Consider the following 18,241-nt stretch of genomic DNA (forward strand, 5'->3'; position numbering starts at 1 on the left):
GGAGAAGAGCCATGTTCATCATTCCGCCCGACCCAGGCAGCCTGAAACTGCACACCGAAAGCCACGGGCCCGAAGACGCGCCTGCGCTGGTGCTGGCCCATGCGCTGGGGTCTTCCCTGCGCGCCTGGGACGGTCTGCTGCCCCATCTGCCCGAGGGCCTGCGCGTCATCACGCTGGACATGCGCGGCCACGGGCAATCGCCCTGCCCGGACGGCCCCTATCCAATGGGTGACCTGGTGGCGGACGCATCCCGGGCGCTGGACCGGTTGGAGGTCAAGGGTTGCGTGTTCCTGGGCCTGTCGATCGGCGGCATGATCGCCCAGGGTGTGGCAGCGGAACGGCTCGACCTGGTGCGCGCCATGGTGCTGTCATCGACGGCGGCCAAGATCGCCACGCCCGCTGTCTGGGACGAGCGCATGGACGCCATCCGCAAGGGCGGGATCGAGGCGGTGGTGGAACCGAACATGGAGCGCTGGTTCTCCCGTCGGACCCGCCGCGACGCACCGGAGCTGGTCGACGAGGCCCGCGCCCGGATGCGCGCCACGCCGCTCGAGGGCTACCTGGGCTGCTGCGCCGCGATTTCCGAGACCGACCTTTACGAAAGCACCTCGAACCTGACCCTGCCCACCCTGGTCACGGCGGGGACCGAGGATGGATCAACCCCCGCCGACCTCGTGCGCGAGACGGCTGGCCTGATCAAGGGCGCCCGGTTCGAGCTGATCCGGAACACCGGCCACATGTCACCCATCGAAGCGCCCGAGGTCTACGGCGCGCTGGTGTCGGAGTTCCTGCACGACATCGCCCATGTCTGAAACCGTGCCTGACACCCTGCTGGTGCACGGATCGGCTCACGGCGCCTGGTGCTGGCGCGATCTGATCCCGGCACTGGAGGCACGCGGCCACCGCGCCCGCGCCATCGACCTGCCCTGCCACGGTGACGACACCACCCCCCTCGCCGAGGCGACGCTGATGGGTTACGCTCAGGCGATCCTCGACGCGATCGACACGATGGGCGGCGGGCCCGTGACCCTGATCGGCCACTCCATGGGCGGCTTTCCGATCACCCAGGCCGCCTGCCTGGCACCGGAAAAGATCCGCCGCCTGATCTACCTCTGCGCCTATGTCCCCGCCCCCGGCAAAACCCTGGTCGAGATGCGCCGCGCGGGGCCCTATCAACCCCTGGACGGCGCGCTGGACATTGCCGAGGACGGCTCCTGGTTCACCTTCAAGCCCGACCGCATCCAGGACCTGCTTTATCAGGACTGTCCCGAGGTGCTGCCCCTGGCCCGCGCCAACCTATGCCGCGAACCGACCCTGCCCGCGAACACGGCCGTTACCGGCAGCCACACCGTGCCCAGCAGCTACATTCGCTGCACGCGCGACGCCACCATCCCGCCGAACTACCAGGTCACGATGAGCGCGGATTGGGACAGCACTCGTGACCTCCACTGCGGCCATTCCCCTTTCTTCGCCTGCCCGGAAGCGCTCGCAGATACAGTGACGGACCTGGCCTGATCGCGACATCCCTGTCGAAAACACACTTGCCGGGGACTGTTTGTCCTCCCATCGTTGGGGAAAACAGGGACATGACATGCAGACCCATCCACCTACTCCGTGCCATGTGTTCGGCCCATTGCGTGCCTTCGAGGACACGGCCCGGCGTGATGTCATCCAGTTCGACTGACCCCATGCGGAACGGTCAGGCAATCGCCCAGCCGCTCCCATTGCCGCCGCGACATACGTTCACGGGCCGCAAGCAGCCAATAGGTCTCATGATGGGGCAAGACATGGTCGGTGGCGCGCACCAGCGTGCCGCGCGCCAGATCCTCGGCGATCAGCGGCAGCGAGGCGATCAGAACGCCCAACCCGGCCCGCGCCGCCGCCAGCCCCAGGGAAAACGTATCGAACCGCAGCTCGGGCAGCGGCGTGGTGGCCATCCCGGTCTGCTCGCACCATTGCCCCCAGCCGGGGCGCGGACCGGCCACCGCCAGGCGCGGCAGGCTGGCAACCGGTCCTTGGGCCAGCAACTCGGGCGTGGCGACCAGGGCGAACTCCTCATCGTAGAGCGGGCGTTTATAGGCCACCGGCCAATCCCCGCTGCCATAAATCACCCGGATCGCCGTGTCGTCCTTGGCCTCGTCACTGGCCACCACCATGGTGCGCAGCTTGACCTGCGCGCCGGTCTCGGCGGTCAGGCGGGCGAGGCGCGGCACCAGCCAAAGCTCGATGATCGAGGCGCTAGCGGACAGGGTCAGGCGGTTGCGCGCCACACCGAAGAGCGCTTCGGAACTGTCGCGCAGCCCGGAGAGCGCCGCCTGCACATGGGGCAGCCAGGCCTCGCCCTCCGCGGTCAGGGTTATGCGTCGCGCCTCGCGGGTAAACAGCCGCGCGCCCAGGCGTTTCTCCAGATGGGCAATGCGCTGGCTGATGGCGGATTGGGTCAGGCCGGTTTCCGTAGCAGCGGCGGTAAACGACCCCAACCGCGCCGCCGTCTCGAACGCCCGGATCCATTCCAGCGGCAACTGATCGAAGCCCACATTTTGCATTACCAAATCCGCCCCTCAGGTGGTGATAGCCTTATTGGAGTTTATGGACGCCCCTTGGCACACTGTCGAGACAATCAGTTCCACCAAGGAAACACGCGAACATGACCCAGGTATCCCTCACGCCCACGGGCGATGTGCTCACCCTGTCCGGCCCCTCCGGCGACATCCGTTTTCACGCGATCTGGCTGCGTGACAACGCGCTGGATGCGGAAACCCGCGATCCCGGCAACAAGCAGCGGCTGATCACCATGGCCGACATTCCGGCGGACCTGTCGATTTCGTCCGCCGAGGCAAATGGCGAAACCGTGGACGTCACCTTCGCCCCCGAGGGCAAGACGGTGACTTTCCCCGTCGATTGGCTTGAAGCCAACGCCTATGACCGCGCGCAGGACCAGACGCTCGCCCGCGTGCCCGAAGGCGCCACCGCCTGGGCCTCCGAGCTGATGGCCAATATCCCCAGCGGCTCCTACCCCGAGATGAAGGCAGACAAATCCGCCCTGCGCGCCTGGCTGACCCATATGCGCAGGTACGGTTTCGCCAAGGTCACCGGCATGGACGCGAAACCCGGTGAGCTCTTCGACCTCGTCGCCCTCTTCGGCTTCGTGCGCGAGACCAACTACGGCCGCAATTTCGAGGTCCGGACCGAGGTGAACCCGGTGAACCTCGCCTACACCGGCCTGGGGCTGCAGGCCCACACCGACAACCCCTACCGCGACCCGGTGCCGTCCGTGCAGGTGCTGTCCTGCCTCGATAACTCCGCCGAAGGGGGCGAGAACATGCTGGTCGACGGGTTTGCCTGCGCCCAGCGCCTGTTGGCGGAAGATCCCGAAGGTTTCGCCGCGCTGGCCGGTCATTCCGCCCGCTTTGCCTATACCGGCAGCGCCGACGTCGCCCTGCATTCGCACCGCCCGATGATCGAGCTGTCGCCCGAGGGCATCCTCAAGGCGATCCGCTTCAACTCGCGGTCCTGGGCCCCGCTGACCGACGTACCGTTTGACAAGATGGAGACTTATTACCGCGCCTTCCGCCGCCTGTCGGACATCATCGACGATGAGGCGATGGAGGTGACCTTCAAGATGGAACCGGGCGAGGCGATCGTCTTTGACAACACCCGCGTATTGCACGCGCGCAAGGGCTATTCGGGCGAGGGCTCGCGTTGGCTTCAGGGGTGCTATTCCGACATGGACGGGGTTCTGTCGACCCTCGCAGCCTTGGAGGCGGAGCAATGAAACCGGATTTCAGCCAGCTGAACGCCAGCAACATCGTCGCCTTCATCGGCGATATCTTCGCCCGTCGCGGCGGCGAGGAATACCTGGGCGAGCCCGTCACCATGGCCGAACACATGCTGCAAGGCGCCACCATCGCCGAACAGAACGGCCAGTCCGAGGAAATCATCGTCGGCGCCCTTCTGCATGACATCGGGCATTTCACCTCGGAATTCGGCACCTACCACCCGGATGACACCGAAGATCGCCACCACGAGGACGCGGGGGAGGAGGTGCTGGCCCCGTTCTTCCCGCCGGTCATTACCGATTGCGTGAAATACCACGTGGCGGCGAAACGCTACCTCTGCGCCACCAAGCCCGAGTATTTCAAGCGCCTCTCCCCCGCTTCCGTGCATACGCTGGAGCTGCAGGGCGGGCCGATGAGTGCCGAGGAGGTGGCTGAGTTCGAACAGAACCCCAACCTCAAGGAGATCATCGCCGTGCGTTACCTGGACGAGGCGGGCAAGCGCGCAGACATGGAAACCCCGGATTTCGCCCATTTCGCACCCATGGTGCAGCGCATGGTCGACAAGCACATGGGGTCATCATAAGCGCGCCGGAGTATATTTTCGAGGCGTCCTCGAAGCCTTCCCTGCCCTGGCACGAGGTCCCGTTGATCCGCGCGACCGAGGAAAGCGTGAAAGGCTACGGTTGTCTGGTCGATGACCCAGACGGGTTCGAGATCGAGATCACCCGCTGGCCGCAACAGGGCTGGCGGCCGATCGACGAGGGCACCGGGGACGAAGGTGGCTGGGTCGAGGGCACGTTCAAATGTGACTGGCAGGGCGATGTGCTCTACGGCGAGAACGAGGCGGTGAAGGGCCACTATGTTCTGGGCTGGTCCGCCGACCCGCAGACAGCGCAAACCGACCGCCAGACCGCGCCCCGCGACCAGGTTCTGCTGTGGCACATGAACTACCACCCGGACGGCGGGCAGATGTTCTGGCCGCTGGACAACAAGCCCTTCATCGTGCCTGCGGCGCTGCCCGGCGACAACCTGACGCCCGACAAGGTCGTGGCTTTCTGGTGCGACGGCACACGCGGGCTCTACATCCACCCCGGCATCTGGCACGAGGGCATCTTTCCGGTCGAGGACAGCCAACGCTTCCTGGATCGCCAGGGCGCCGTGCACGCCCGCGTCAGCGCCGACATCGGCAAAGAATTCGGAGTTTACCTGAGCTGCCCGCTTCGGGCAGACATGGTGAAGGACATGTAGAAAGGACCGCTCATGAAGCTCCAGGACCTCGACATAATCGTCACAGCCCCGCCCGCTCCGGGCTGGGGTGGCCGCTACTGGATCTTCGTGAAACTCACGACCGCCTGCGGGATCACGGGCTGGGGTGAGGTCTATGCCGCCTCGGTCGGGCCCGAGGCCATGCGGGCGGTCATCACGGACGTCTTCGAACGCCACATGCAGGGCGAGAACCCGGAGAACATCGAGCTGATGTTCCGCCGCGCTTACAGCTCCGGCTTTACCCAGCGCCCCGACCTCACCGTCATGGGCGCCTTTTCGGGGCTTGAAATCGCCTGCTGGGACATCCTGGGCAAGGCGCATGACCGGCCGGTCTATGCGCTGATGGGTGGGCTGATGAATGAACGCATCCGGTCGTACACCTATCTCTACCCCCTGCCCCACCAGTCGATGAGCGACTTCTGGACCTCGCCCGATCTCGCCGCCGAATGCGCGGCGCAGATGGTGGCGAACGGGTTCACGGCGGTGAAATTCGACCCCGCCGGACCCTACACGGCGCGCGGCGGGCATATGCCGGCGATGCGCGACATTTCCCGCTCGGCGGCCTTCTGCAAGGCGATCCGCGAAGCGGTGGGCGACCGCGCGGACCTGCTGTTCGGCACCCATGGGCAGTTCTCGACCGGCGGGGCAATCCGGCTGGCGCAGGCGTTGGAACCCCATTCGCCGCTTTGGTTTGAAGAGCCAATTCCGCCCGACAATATCCCCGAAATGGCCAAGGTCGCCGCTGCCACCTCGATCCCCGTGGCGACCGGCGAACGTCTGACCACCAAGGCCGAGTTCGCCGAGGTCCTGCGCCAGGGGGCGGCAACGATCCTGCAACCGGCGCTGGGACGGTCCGGCGGCATTCTGGAAACCAAGAAGATCGCCGCCCTGGCCGAGGTCTACAATGCCCAGATGGCCCCACATCTTTACGCAGGCCCCATCGAATGGGCCGCGAACATCCAACTGGCCGCGAATATCCCCAACCTCTTGATGGCCGAAACCATCCAGAAGGGCGGCGATTTCCACCTGGCGCTGATCAAGCAATCGATCACCTGGGAGGACGGGTTCATCATCGCCCCCACCGCGCCGGGCCTGGGTATCGAGGTCGACGAGGACTTGGCGCGCGCCCATCCCTTTACCGGCGAAGGGCTGCACCTGGAGATGCAGGAAGCGCCTTGCGATTACGTGGACGAGAACGACTTCCAGGGCGGCGCACCGGCCACGGAATGACAACAATCCCAGCAGGTGGGCAACCGATGTCTCCTGACCGGAAACACGGGCATTTTCCGCTTCCAGACTCGCTCATTTCAACTTAACTATAAGTTGATTTTAGCTTTGGAGAGCCGCCATGTCGCTCCTGTTTCTTCTGCCCGCCCTGCTGGGCGTCGGCATCGCCCTGACCGCCTTTTCCGACGATGGTCCGGATGGCGAGCAAATCGACGGCACCGATGGAGCCGATACCCTGGAAGGCGGCAATGGCGACGACAGGATCGACGGGGGCCGCGGCGGCGATACGATCGACGGGGGGCGAGGCGCGGACCTGCTGTTGGGCGGCAGCGGCCACGACACGATCCACGGCGGTCTGGGTAGCGACACTCTGCACGGCAGCTGGGGCAATGACGAGCTTCATGGCGGGGCGCAGCACGACACGATCCACGGCGGCGAGGGCAATGACGACCTTCACGGCGACGAAGGCCATGACACGCTCTATGGCGGTGCGGATCGCGATTATCTCTATGGTGGCGACGGCAATGACACGCTGGATGGCGGCGATGCCAGCGACTGGATGTTCGGCGAATATGGCAACGACACCATGATCGGTGGTGGCGGGAACGACATCATGCGCGGCGGCAACGGGAACGACGAGCTATACGGTGGCGATGGCGCGGACCAACTTAATGGCGGCAGCCATGATAACCTGCTGGATGGCGGAGATGGCGACGATATCCTTACAGCCGGCTTGGGCGATGACAAGCTGTTCGGTGGAGAAGGCGATGACGAGATTTACGACGCCGGAGGTAGCAACCAGATCTACGGTGGTGCGGGGGATGACATCATACGGATCAACAGCCATGACGATGAGCAGGCAAGCCTCGTCGATGGCGGGGATGGGGACGATTTTATCCGGATCGGCTGGGCGGGTGACACCGGCATCGGTGGGGCGGGGAACGACATCCTATCGGCCTCCAATTTCGGCGGCACCCTGACCGGTGGTGAGGGCAACGACTTCTTCCAGGTCAACGCTGCCCCCGAGGCTGCCGTGAAGATCACAGACTTCTCGCCGGACGAAGATGTTCTGATGGTGAAGGACGACGCCGGTGACCACGTGGTCACGGTCGAGGACTGGGAGGACGGAACCGGGGCCAACATCCTGGTGGATGGACGAATCGTGGCCGAGGTCACGGGTGCCCAGGGGCTCGATCCGTCGGATGTCACGTTCTGGGATTCGTGACAATCCCGCCTGGCATCGCCCCATTGGTGCCACAAATCCGACCAATCCGCCCACCCGCGTTAACCCTTTGGCGCGACAGTTGGGCGCGCGCCCTGCTTCGGCCCTTCAAATTCCTTGCCCCGGCCCGACCCTCGGCCTACCTTCATGGTTGAGTGAGGGTGAACCGGGCGCGCTGTGACGCGGCCGCGTAACGCGTTGAAAGGTTTGTTCGTCATGGAGTTCTTGGCCCTGCTTCTTCCCGCCCTGTTCGGCCTCGCCCTTATCGGCGGGTCTGACGACGTGGAACCGGAGCCCGAGCCCGAACCGGAACCGCAGGAATATGACGGCACCGCCGACGACGACAGTTTCGACCATGCCACCGAAACCGACCCCGGTATCTACGACCTGAACGACGGCAATGACACGTTGATCGCGGGCAGTGGTGATGACGTGGCCGATGGCGGCACCGGGGATGACACCATGAAGGGTGGTGACGGGGACGACACCCTGACCGGCGGCGAAGGCTGGGATACGCTTGAGGGCGGCGAAGGCAATGACACGCTGAACGGCGGAGCGGACCGCGACACGCTTCTGGGCGGCGCGGGCAACGACATCCTGAACGGCGGCGATTTCTTTGATGAACTCCAGGGCGGCGACGGCGACGACCGGCTGGACGGCGGCGCGGGTGAGGACCGGCTGCACGGCGGGGAAGGCAATGACCAGCTCTACGGCGGCGATGACGACGCGAATGACACCATGTTCGGCGACGAGGGCGATGACCGGCTGGACGGCGGCGGCGGCAATGACTTCCTGCGCGGTGGCTCCGGCAATGACCAACTGGATGGCGGCACCGGCAATGACAACCTCTCGGGTAACGAGGGCAATGACACGCTCTCGGGCGGGTTGGGCGACGATGTGCTGGGCGGCAATGACGGCAATGACACCGTATTCGGTGGCGAAGGGAATGACCGCCTGTTCGGGCAGGACGGCAATGACGACCTGGTCGGCGAGGCAGGCGATGACTTCCTCAGCGGCGGGGACGGGGCCGACACGCTGGCCGGTGGGGCTGGCGATGACGAGTTGAACGGTGACGGCGGCGCGGACACTATCATCGACTCGCGCGGCACCAACACCATTCGCGGTGGCGCGGGCAACGACGTGATCTCGACCGCGGGCAAGGGCAACCTGGCGGACCTGCAGGCTGGGAGCACGGTGGATGGCGGCGCCGGTTGGGACCAGATCATCAGCCAGGGCAACGACACGCTGACCGGGGGCTCCGGGCAGGACAGCTTCACCCTGGTCGTGGACGCGCAATACGACCCGCACCTGACCCATGCCACAATCACCGATTTCAACCCGGCCGAGGACAGCCTCGCGATTGACGGAAGCCTGAACCCGGACGACTACACCGGCCCGCTGGAGATTTCGGTGGTGGATTGGCCTGACGGAACCGGCGCGGATGTGTACCTGGCCGATGTGCTGGTGGCAAAGGTTACGGGCGGGGCCGGCATGGATCCGGCAAGCGTAACTGTTTCGGTATCCTGAACAGTATTTTCCAGCAGAGAAACAGCGCACTATGCCGCATGGTGCGCCCTTGACGGACGTTTGTTAACCTCACATCTTCGCGTCATGGTTTAATCTCACCCCTGGTATTTTCATGTCATCGCTTCTGCTCCTGCTGTTTCCCTTGGCCGGTCTGGCCTTTCTTCTAGACGGGTCCTCTTCTTCCGCCCCGGAGCCCGAGGACGGCACAAGCGGCAACGACACGATGGAAGGTTCGGAGGCTGCGGACCACCTGCGGGGGGGGCGATGGGAATGACACGATCAACGGCGCAAGCGGTCACGATATCCTTGAGGGTGGCAATGGCGATGACCTGATCGAAGGGCCGGCGGCAACAACGTGATCGACGGTGGCGACGGGCGGGACGATCTAAGCGGCGGCAGCGGCGATGACACGGTCCATGGCGGGGGCGGTAACGACGTGGTGCGGGGGTACCGGGGCGACGACACCGTATTCGGCGACGCAGGCAATGATATAGTGACGGGTGGTCAGGGCGAAGACACCCTTTATGGCGGCGAGGGAAACGACGACCTGCGCGGCGGAGAGGATGACGACACGCTCCACGGCGGCGACGGCGATGACCGGATGGATGGCGACAAGGGCAATGACGTAGTTTACGGCGGGGGTGGAAACGACACCATCCTCGACTCCGACAGTGACGCCAATATCCTGAACGGTGGGGATGGCGACGACACGCTGTATACCAGAAGTTTCGGCTCAACTTTGAATGGCGACGCAGGCGACGACCGCTTGTATGGTGAGGCCACCATGAATGGAGGCTCGGGCGACGACCACCTTTCTGGCGTTGGGATTCTGAATGGTGGAACCGGGAACGACCTGCTTGTGGGCAGCGGCGAGCTCGATGGTGGTGACGGCGCGGATGTGCTGGCTCTGGATGACAGCTATCGGGGCAACACCAAGGAGGACGGCCAGGTCAATACCCTGCGTGGCGGCGCCGGGGATGACATGCTGATCCTGAACTCGGATGACCTGCCGGAAGACAGCGTCGTGGCCTATGGCGGCAGCGGCGCGGATACATTCGTGCTGGACCACGAAGGCAGCCCGCAGGTCCCCGAAATCCATGATTTCGACCCGGCGGAGGATACACTGTTCATTGACACGCCACGTGCCCTGCCCGACCCCGGCGCCGTGCGGGTCGAGGACTGGCCGGATGGCACAGGCGCCGACGTCTACCTGGGGGATACGCTGGTGGCCAAGGTCACAGGCGCTGCCGGGCTGGACCCCGATACGGTTGTCCTGGGGGTCCCCGACCTGCCGTGGAACGAAACCTTGGTCGGCACGGGCGGGGATGACACCCTTTACGGCGGCGCGGGCCATGACACGCTTGAGGGCGGCAACGGCGACGACCGTCTCAGCGGATCCGACGGTGACGACCTGCTGGACGGCGGCGAAGGCGATGACACCCTGATTGGCGGCAATGGTCAGGACCTCATGCTGGGCGGGGACGGCAATGACCTTCTTGTCAGCAAGGGCACCGGTTCCAGCATGTTGGACGGGGGGGGCGGGCGATGATGACCTCTATGCGCGCGGCGAGGGCTCCATCCTGGATGGTGGGGACGGGGATGACAGGCTTTCCGGCGGACATGGCCTGGTGATGACCGGCGGCGAAGGCGCCGATACGTTCGACGTCTACATGCCCTGGCCGGACAGCGGTCCAGTCGAGATCACCGATTTCGACCCGGCCGTGGATGTGCTGGAGTTCTCCGATGTGTGGGACGTGCGGGACCTCGGCGCGTTCTCCACCCAGGTGCAGGTTGTCGATTGGGAAGATGGCGCGGGGGCCGATATCTATGTGAATGGCATTCTGATTGCCAAGGTCACTGGCGCGGCGGGGCTGGACCCGGCGGCCGTGCGTCTGGACCTGAGTATCCTGGGCACGAACCCGACGCCGATCACCGGCGGTGATCAGGATGACGACCTGCGCACCTCCTCCTGGACCTACAATGTGGTCGACGGTGGTGCCGGGAATGACACGATTGATGGCAACGGCCACCTGATCGGCGGCGAAGGCAATGACATCATCGAGGGCACGGGGCGCCTCGACGGCGGGGCTGGCAATGACACGATCGAGCTTGGCTGGCGCTCGGGATCCGACGATATCGCCCTTGGCGGGGACGGGGATGACACCCTGTCCGCCTACGCAGGCACGCTGACGGGCGGGGCCGGAGCGGACACGTACTCGCTCACCGCCAGCAGTTCCTATCCCGACCCTGTCACCATCACCGACTTCAACCCAGGTGAGGATCAGTTGGTTGTTCACGATGTATTGCGAGACGACATCGACGCCGAGCTGCGCGTGGTCGCCTGGCCCGATGGCTTGGGTGCGGATATCTATTTGGGCGATTTCCAGGTCGCGAAAGTGGCCGGTGCGGCAGGGCTGGATCCAACTGCGATTACCCTGGCCCGCTGAGCTTTGAGGCTTTTGCGTTCGTGGTGAACTGGCGATCCCTGGAGGGCTCGACCCCTCAACCTGCTGATTAGAAACCTGTCGGCGTGCTATTTCACCCACGCCGCACAGCCTTGCATGGCGTATCATATCTCCATGTTTTATAAGTAGAATATGCGGGTTCGAGCTTCACCCTGTTGCATGGGATTGCAAGGTCCGCATGTGCCACGTGTGTGCCAGCAGGAGATGAAATAAGCGGAGCAGTAAGAATTACCAAGTGCGCGGTGGATGCGTTAAACCGAGCGGCGCTGAACTTCCGGCATCTGTTGCCCTCGCACGGCCCGCCGCTTCTGGGCAGCGCCAAAGAGGCGCCGTTGAAAACCTTTGCAACAACCTTCGAGCACACGCCCAACACATCGGAGCGCCCCTAGGAAGATCCTTCTTGTCGGAGCGCCCGGCATGATCGGTCGCGCGGTCGCGCACGCCCTGTCAACCGCCCAAGACCTGATCGCAACCTCGCGCAAGTCGCGCGAATTACATGTCGACATGCCCGACCCGGCCAGCCTGCGCGCGCTGTTTGCAAAGACCGCCACGCTGGATGCGATCATCAGCGTGGCGGGCGACGGCGTCATGGCCGCACTGGCCACAATGGGGGACGCCGATTTCGACCGCACCCTGAACGGCCAGTTGAACTCGACTTGTGGCGCCAACCTCGGAGTCGCAGTAACGCTCGCGGTACAAGGAAATCTACTCGATGGCCCCGGTGTTCCGCCGGGCAGATCTGTCTGCTCACGGCAACGGCTGTGTCAGTCCATGATTCTGCCCCGTTTGAGGTGCTGCATGAGTAGGCGCAGCGGCACATGGGCGCGGTATCCTTGGGAACGTAGATATTGATGCCCGGCATGGTTTTCCTGTGGTCGGTCAGGCCCCCTTTGCCCCTGCCGCTGATCAGCGCAGCCTCGCAGTAGGTGCGGAAGGAATAGGCAAGGCCCAGCCCCTCGGCGGCCATTTCGATCGTGACCGGTAGGGAATTTACCACCAGACTGCCGGGCGCATCCACCGGGTAGACACCATCGGTGCCGGAGAAGGTCCAGGGGGCCAGTTGGCCGGAACTCTGGAACCGGTAGCGCAGGCAATTATGCGACAGCAGGTCCGTGCGAAGTTACGGCCTGCCGTGTTCGTTCAGGTAGGACGGGTTGGCCACCACCGCGGTGCTCAAGGGATCGGTCAGGCTGAAGGAAATCATGTCGGGCGCCGCCAATCCGCCCAGTCGGAACCCTGCGTGCAGCTCCTCCTGCAGGATGTCCGACAGTGCGTCCGTCAGGGAAATCTCCACCTGGATCTCCGGGTAAAGCCGTTGAAAGGACGGCAGATGCTTGACGAGCAGCAAGTGGTAAGCAAGTTCGGGCACCGCGAGCGTCCGCGTACCTCGTGCCGCATGCCCCACCGTGCGGGCGCTTTCGAACCCATCGGCCAGATGCTCGAACGCAGGACCCGACGCGCGGACCAACGCACCTGTGGACGTCAGTCCAATCCTTCATAGCGCGCGTTGGCTTCGGCCAACGTGGCTTTCAGACCCTTTTCGATGGTGGAACGGGAAAACGCCTCGTATTCCGGCACCGGCTGGGCGCCCATGATCGCGACCTGTTCCAGGTAATAATCCGTGGCCGTCTTCAGCCCCTGCATCTCGTAGACCCGGTTCAGATACATCTTGTGCATGCGCTGCATCTCACGCGGCATCCGCGCCATCAGAAGGGCTTTCCTGTGCGTGGCCTCCTTCAGCTCGGCCAGCGGCACGACCTCGGTGATCAGCCCCATCTCCTTGGCCTCGGCGGCGGTCAGCTCGCGCCCGGTCAGCAGCAGGTCCTTGGCGGTCTTCATGTTCACCAGCCAGGGCAGGAACATGCAGTGGCCCGAGATACCGTAACGCACCTCGTTGTAGCCGATGCGCGTGTCATCGCTGGCGATGGTGATATCACAGAAGAGGCTCAGCTCGAACCCCTTGCCGATGGCGATGGAGTTCACGCTGGCGATCACCGGCTTGGTCACGCGCCAGGGGGTGGTGAACTCATCGAACTGTTTAAAATAGTGGGCCCGGTACTCATAGATCGAGCTGCGGTCCTCTTCCGCATCCTCGTCCAGGTCATGGCCCGCGCAGAAACCGCGCCCGGCCCCCTGGATGACAATCACGTTCACATCGTCATCCGCATCGGCGCGCTCCAGCCCTGCCTGCAGCTCGCCGATCAGCTTCAGGTTCATCGCGTTCAGCTTCTCCGGCCGGTTCAGGGTCAGCCAGCAGATATGGTCGGCATCGACCTCGTAGATCAGGTGGTCATAGGTGGTCATGGGTCAGCCTTTCAGGGTCAGCACCGCGTCGGCGACGACGGCGCGGGTTTCGGTCAGAAGCAGGGGGTTGATTTCAAGCTCGGTGATGTCCGGATAGCTGCGGACATGGGCGGCCAGGGCCTCGATCGCGTCGAGTACCCTGTCCATTGGCACGGCGGGGCGACCGCGATAGCCGGTCAGAAGCGGCGCGAGTTTCAGTCCGCGCAGGGCGGTTTCGACCTCGCCGCGCGGGGCGGGCAGGATCAGGGTGGCGCTGTCGCCCATCAGCTCGACCGCGACACCGCCCACGGCCAGGGTCAGGACCAGGCCGATCCCCTCGACCCGACGCAAGCCGACCAGCAATTCGGCCACAGGGGCTGGGATCATCTCTTCGACCAGGAAACCCGCAGGTGTCAGGTCCTGCGCCTCCAGCCGGTCCGCCATTGCGGAGATCGCGCCGGGCAGGTCCGCCGACGATATATCCAGCGCCACGGCGCCTGCCTCGGTCTTGTGCAATAGCCCAGGCACCAGGGCCTTCAACGCCACCGGTCCGGGGAGGTCGGGCAAGCCCCCTGCCCCTGTTCCCGCCACCACCCGTTGGCGTGGCACGTCCAGACCGGCCCGGGCCAGGCGCGCCTTGGCCTCGGCTTCGCTCAATGTCCGGCCTTGCCCGCCAGGCCGGGCACTGTCTTCTGTGTTCAGGATCATGGCGTTGGGGTCCAATGTGTCCCGCCGCGCCCCATAGGCCGCCGCATGGGATACCGCGCGCAGCCCGTCCTCCAACCCTTGCAACGGCGCCATGCCAGCGGCAATCATGCGCGCGCGGGCTTGGGGCGGCAGAGCTTCAGCCAGGGTGTTGACGAAGGCGACGGGGCGGCCCCCGGCGGCCTCAGCCATGGCTGCGGTGGTCGCGTCCCAGGTCGACATGTCCCAGCCCCCTTCGGGCGGATAGCACATCACCTGCACAAACAGGTCGTAATCATCCCGCGCAAAGGCCTGGTAGATCGGCAGCTGTTCCTCTCGCGCCCAGCCATGCGCGTCCGAGATGTCCAGAGGGTTGGCCGGGCCCACATAGGGCGGCAGGGCCGCGTCGATTGCCGGGGCGGTGCCCTGCGAGGGCGGCTCCATGCGCAGCCCCAGCCGTTCCGCCATGTCCCCACCCAGCACCGCATAGGAGCCCGACGAGGTCACGAAACCGGTCCTTGCACCCTTCGGCACCTGTGTGAAGCTCAGCATCTTCAGGGTTTCGATTGCCTCGGACGGGGTGTCGACCTCGATCCAGCCGAAACGCCGGAACAGGGCCGAGGCAATCACCGCATCGCCAGCCAGCGAGGCCGTGTGCGACTGCGCCGCGCGCATGCCAGCCGCGGACCGCCCCCCCTTGATCGCCACGACGGGAATGCCCCTGCGCGCCGCCTTGGCTGCCGCCCGGCTCAGCGCTGCGGCATCGGGCAGCGCTTCGAAATAGATGTTCACGGCGGTGACGCGTTCGTCGTCCAGCACCACGTCCAGCATGTCGGCCACGTCGACCATCGCCTGGTTGCCCAGTCCGATCAGATAGGCGATGGGCTGCGCGCGGTCGGCACAGCCCAGGTCAGACAGGTAGGCCCCGCCGTTGGAGATCACGGCGACTCCCCTTTCCGGCGCATGATGTCCGAAATGGTCCATCATGAAGGCGCCGCCATCCAGGAAGTTGGCCACCCCCGGACAGTTCGGCCCGATCACCGGCATCTCGCCCGCCGCGGCGATCAGGGACGCCTCGCGCGCGGCCCCATCGGCGCTTTCGGAAAAGCCCGAGGTGATGCAGATCACACCGCCACAGCCGATGCGCGACAGGGCCGCGACCATGTCGACCACGGCCTCTTTCGGGATCACCAGCACCGCGAGGTCCGGCACCCAGGGCAGATCGTTCACCGAGGCGACACAGGGCAGGCCGCCGATCTCGGCCCGTTTCGGGTTGACCGCCAGTGCCGCACCGGCAAAGCCGTTGGCCCGCATGTTGGCGATGGCCGGGGCGATGCCGCCACCGCCGATCCAAGCCACCCGCTGCGGTGCCAGAAGCCTGCGCAGCCGGTCCGCCCGGCTCATGCCCCGACCCCGGCACCTGCCTCGGCTTCGGCACGCATCTGCCGTCTCAGGGTACGAATGCGTGACTGAAGGTCGTCGCGGTCGGCATAGATGCCTTCGATGAACCGCGTGCCACCCTTGGCCTCGTAACCGGCCCGCCCATGCAGGGCACGGCGGTTGTCAAAGGCCAGAAGGTCTCCGGGGGCATAGCGGAAGGCCATCAGGTAGCGGGCATCCTGGGCGCGGGCACAGAAGGCGCGATAGGCCTTGTAGGCCCGGCGCTGCACATGGACCGGCGCCTTCAGCGGTGCGCGCAGGAAAGTGTTGTAGCGGATTCCGGTGATGTGCCCCGCCGGGTCCGTTTCCACCACCGGTCCCCAGCCACGATAATCCGACCCGCGCGCGCGATTGCTGTATTCCCAGACATCCGTGACCAGCGAATGGAAATGCGCAGGCTCTTCCAGCCGCATGTCCTCGGCGATCCGGTAGGCATCCGCATAGAGCCCTTCGCCGCCCGTGGTTGTGTTGTCGCGCGTGTACAGGAACTGCAACCCGTGCGGGGTCTCGCGCGTGGGCAGGTCGATATGCTGCAACAGCATGTCCGATGTAAAGGCCTGGCTGTCGGGATCATCCTTGATCTCCAGCGTGTACTGGCGACCGAAGTTGCTTTCGCGCACCGGGCCGATGCGCGTGACGATCCGCTCCAGCAGACCGTCTTCCTGCGGCAGGCCGCGCAGCCGCGCCACGCCGTAATCGCGCAGCGCCTCCAACCATTGCAGGAACACGGCCGGGTCACTCAGCGCCTCGGGCCCGTCGAAACTGGGCGGTTCGGGCTGGTCCTCGCCGCGCCACAGGACCGGCGCGGGCGGCTGCTCTTCACCGAACCAGGCGATGCCACGCAGCCAGCCGGGGTGAAAGGCGCTGCGGGTCGCATCGCTGAAGCGCACCCAGATGGCGCCGTTGTCCTCGACCCCGGCCGCGCAGATCTCCAGCTCTGGCGGGATCGCACAGGGCGACAGGCACATCTCGCGCGCCTTGGGGTGGATCGTCGCGGGATCTGCGCTGTTTTCGCGCAAGAGCAGCGCGTGATACTGGCTGGTCGCCCCATCCGACCAGGTCACGCTGAGCACGTCCCCGGTATGCGTCGTCGCCATCGCGCCATGGGTGATGGGCCAGCTGTCGAAATCCGGTGTCCAGGGCAGATCTGTCATGCGGTGTCCTCCGTTTCCCGAAACGGTAGCGCGCAAATCGCAATTCACCTTGACCTCAATTCGCAACTTCTTGACAGTATCTTGCAAAACCAGGAGGCAACCGCCCTGCCCACCGTTGATATCGTGCTGACCGAGACCTTTCCCATCCTGTCCCTGACCCTGGTCACGGAACCGCTTCGCGTGGCCAACCGGGAAAGCGTCGAACACCTGTGGCGCTGGCGTTTCCTGTCGATCGGGGGCGGGCCGATGGTGAGCTCCAGCGGCATGCAGGTCGACACCGAGCCCCTGGATGACAGCCCATCCGACGTGGTCCTGTTGCTGTCCTCCTACCGGCCCGAATCCTCGCTCGTGCCCGCCCTGCTGAGCTGGCTGAAACGGCGCGCCCGGGCAGGGGCCGTCATGGGCTGTGTCGACACCGGCGCGCTGATCTTTGCCGAGGCCGGGCTGCTGTCGCGCGTGCCCGCCGCCGTGCATTTCGAAGCCCTACGCGGCTTTCGTGAACAGTTCGCCGAGGAAATGTTCGTTGACCGCCTGTTCAACCTGTCGGGCCAACGCTGCTCCAGCGCGGGAGGGGTGGCGACCTTCGACATGACGTTGGGCCTGATCGCGCGGTTCAACGGGCAGGACCTGGCAAAGCGTGTGGCCGAGATCCTGACCTACCGGCCCACCGGCCATGACGGGCCGCAGCAGAAACTGTTGACCGATACCTCGCTTGCGCGGCTGGACCGCAACCTGGCCCGGGCGGTGGACCTGATGCTGGCCACCCTGGATCAGCCCCTGCCGATCACCGAAATCGCCAGTCGGGTCGGCGTGCCGGTCTGGACCCTTGGGCGGCTGTTCAAACACTATCTGAAGGCCAGCCCCGCGACCTACTACCGCGGGCTGCGCCTGTCGGAGGCGCGCAACCTCCTGCGCAACTCCAGCCTGCGCGTCAGCGACATCTCGGCTGCCTGCGGTTTCGACAATCCGGAAAGCTTTGCCCGGGCCTACCGGCGACAGTTCGGATTGACCGCGACGGAAGACAGGGTGAATGAAAGGGCGCCGGGCTCATCGGGACAGTAGACAGGTGTGTTGCTGTCACGCGGAATGCAGACATGTGCAACATTCGCAGAGAGTGTCCTTCAACCGCCCAGAGCGCTTCGCAATCTCAACGGGAACGGTCCTTACCTGCCCTGCGCGTCTTGGCCAAGCGCT

Annotated in this window: 18 protein-coding genes; 13 read left to right on the forward strand and 5 right to left on the reverse strand. The window is 65.1% G+C overall.

The window, feature by feature from the left end; all coding sequences use genetic code 11:
* Positions 1-11 precede the first annotated feature (11 nt).
* The gene (gene pcaD, locus ACO07D_RS04600) at positions 12-812 is read left to right on the forward strand and encodes a 3-oxoadipate enol-lactonase (protein WP_421701785.1); all 801 of its coding nucleotides are present in this window, start codon (positions 12-14) and stop codon (positions 810-812) included.
* Positions 805-1,515, forward strand: a complete 711-nt coding sequence (locus ACO07D_RS04605) for an alpha/beta fold hydrolase (RefSeq protein WP_421701786.1) — start codon at positions 805-807, stop codon at positions 1,513-1,515. The genes pcaD and ACO07D_RS04605 overlap by 8 nt, the downstream gene beginning before the upstream one ends.
* A 152-nt stretch (positions 1,516-1,667) precedes the next feature.
* Here the strand turns inward: ACO07D_RS04605 and ACO07D_RS04610 are convergent, their stop codons facing one another.
* The gene (locus ACO07D_RS04610; RefSeq protein WP_421701787.1) at positions 1,668-2,546 is read right to left on the reverse strand and encodes a LysR family transcriptional regulator; all 879 of its coding nucleotides are present in this window, start codon (positions 2,544-2,546) and stop codon (positions 1,668-1,670) included.
* A gap of 101 nt (positions 2,547-2,647) precedes the next feature.
* On the opposite strand from ACO07D_RS04610, the gene tmpA reads away from it, so the two are divergent.
* From tmpA to ACO07D_RS04660, 10 genes are all read left to right on the forward strand, one after another.
* Entirely contained in the window at positions 2,648-3,775 is a 1,128-nt protein-coding gene (gene tmpA / locus ACO07D_RS04615; protein WP_421701788.1) for a 2-trimethylaminoethylphosphonate dioxygenase, read from the forward strand.
* Positions 3,772-4,362 (forward strand): (R)-1-hydroxy-2-trimethylaminoethylphosphonate oxygenase, encoded by a 591-nt coding sequence (gene tmpB / locus ACO07D_RS04620; protein ID WP_421701789.1) that lies wholly within the window; start codon positions 3,772-3,774, stop codon positions 4,360-4,362. The genes tmpA and tmpB overlap by 4 nt, the downstream gene beginning before the upstream one ends.
* Before the next feature lie 62 nt (positions 4,363-4,424).
* Positions 4,425-5,027: an ureidoglycolate lyase gene (locus ACO07D_RS04625; protein WP_421701790.1), complete on the forward strand. Its 603-nt coding sequence runs from the start codon at positions 4,425-4,427 to the stop codon at positions 5,025-5,027.
* A 12-nt stretch (positions 5,028-5,039) separates the two neighbouring features.
* On the forward strand, positions 5,040-6,275 hold the full coding sequence (locus tag ACO07D_RS04630; RefSeq protein WP_421701791.1) for a mandelate racemase/muconate lactonizing enzyme family protein: 1,236 nt from the start codon (positions 5,040-5,042) through the stop codon (positions 6,273-6,275).
* A gap of 118 nt (positions 6,276-6,393) precedes the next feature.
* Entirely contained in the window at positions 6,394-7,497 is a 1,104-nt protein-coding gene (locus tag ACO07D_RS04635) for a calcium-binding protein (protein WP_421701792.1), read from the forward strand.
* A gap of 213 nt (positions 7,498-7,710) precedes the next feature.
* Entirely contained in the window at positions 7,711-9,021 is a 1,311-nt protein-coding gene (locus ACO07D_RS04640) for a calcium-binding protein (RefSeq protein ID WP_421701793.1), read from the forward strand.
* A gap of 239 nt (positions 9,022-9,260) precedes the next feature.
* The gene (locus ACO07D_RS04645) at positions 9,261-9,380 is read left to right on the forward strand and encodes a hypothetical protein (RefSeq protein WP_421704986.1); all 120 of its coding nucleotides are present in this window, start codon (positions 9,261-9,263) and stop codon (positions 9,378-9,380) included.
* The gene (locus ACO07D_RS04650) at positions 9,377-10,570 is read left to right on the forward strand and encodes a calcium-binding protein (RefSeq protein ID WP_421701794.1); all 1,194 of its coding nucleotides are present in this window, start codon (positions 9,377-9,379) and stop codon (positions 10,568-10,570) included. Before ACO07D_RS04645 ends, ACO07D_RS04650 begins: the two co-directional genes overlap by 4 nt.
* Positions 10,509-11,468, forward strand: coding sequence for a hypothetical protein (locus ACO07D_RS04655; protein WP_421701795.1), 960 nt, complete (start codon positions 10,509-10,511; stop codon positions 11,466-11,468). Before ACO07D_RS04650 ends, ACO07D_RS04655 begins: the two co-directional genes overlap by 62 nt.
* A 360-nt stretch (positions 11,469-11,828) precedes the next feature.
* On the forward strand, positions 11,829-12,338 hold the full coding sequence (locus ACO07D_RS04660; protein ID WP_421701796.1) for an NAD-dependent epimerase/dehydratase family protein: 510 nt from the start codon (positions 11,829-11,831) through the stop codon (positions 12,336-12,338).
* 268 nt (positions 12,339-12,606) lie between these two features.
* On the opposite strand, the gene ACO07D_RS04665 is transcribed toward ACO07D_RS04660, so the two are convergent.
* From ACO07D_RS04665 to ACO07D_RS04680, 4 genes are all read right to left on the reverse strand, one after another.
* Positions 12,607-12,891 carry a LysR substrate-binding domain-containing protein gene (locus tag ACO07D_RS04665; RefSeq protein ID WP_421704987.1) on the reverse strand — a complete coding sequence of 95 codons (285 nt, stop codon included), beginning with the start codon at positions 12,889-12,891 and terminating at the stop codon, positions 12,607-12,609.
* 77 nt (positions 12,892-12,968) lie between these two features.
* Complete coding sequence (locus ACO07D_RS04670; RefSeq protein WP_421701797.1) at positions 12,969-13,790, reverse strand: enoyl-CoA hydratase/isomerase family protein; 822 nt, start codon at positions 13,788-13,790, stop codon at positions 12,969-12,971.
* Positions 13,791-13,793: 3 nt separating this feature from the next.
* On the reverse strand, positions 13,794-15,857 hold the full coding sequence (locus tag ACO07D_RS04675) for an acetate--CoA ligase family protein (RefSeq protein ID WP_421701798.1): 2,064 nt from the start codon (positions 15,855-15,857) through the stop codon (positions 13,794-13,796).
* Positions 15,854-17,047 (reverse strand): TauD/TfdA family dioxygenase, encoded by a 1,194-nt coding sequence (locus ACO07D_RS04680; protein ID WP_421701799.1) that lies wholly within the window; start codon positions 17,045-17,047, stop codon positions 15,854-15,856. The genes ACO07D_RS04675 and ACO07D_RS04680 overlap by 4 nt, the downstream gene beginning before the upstream one ends.
* An 81-nt stretch (positions 17,048-17,128) precedes the next feature.
* Here ACO07D_RS04680 and ACO07D_RS04685 point away from each other — a divergent pair, with 81 nt between their 5' ends.
* Complete coding sequence (locus tag ACO07D_RS04685; RefSeq protein ID WP_421701800.1) at positions 17,129-18,109, forward strand: GlxA family transcriptional regulator; 981 nt, start codon at positions 17,129-17,131, stop codon at positions 18,107-18,109.
* Positions 18,110-18,241: the final 132 nt, after the last annotated feature.

Origin of the sequence: Aliiroseovarius sp. (assembly GCF_965228805.1) — a bacterium.
Classification (GTDB): Bacteria; Pseudomonadota; Alphaproteobacteria; order Rhodobacterales; family Rhodobacteraceae; genus JASBTN01.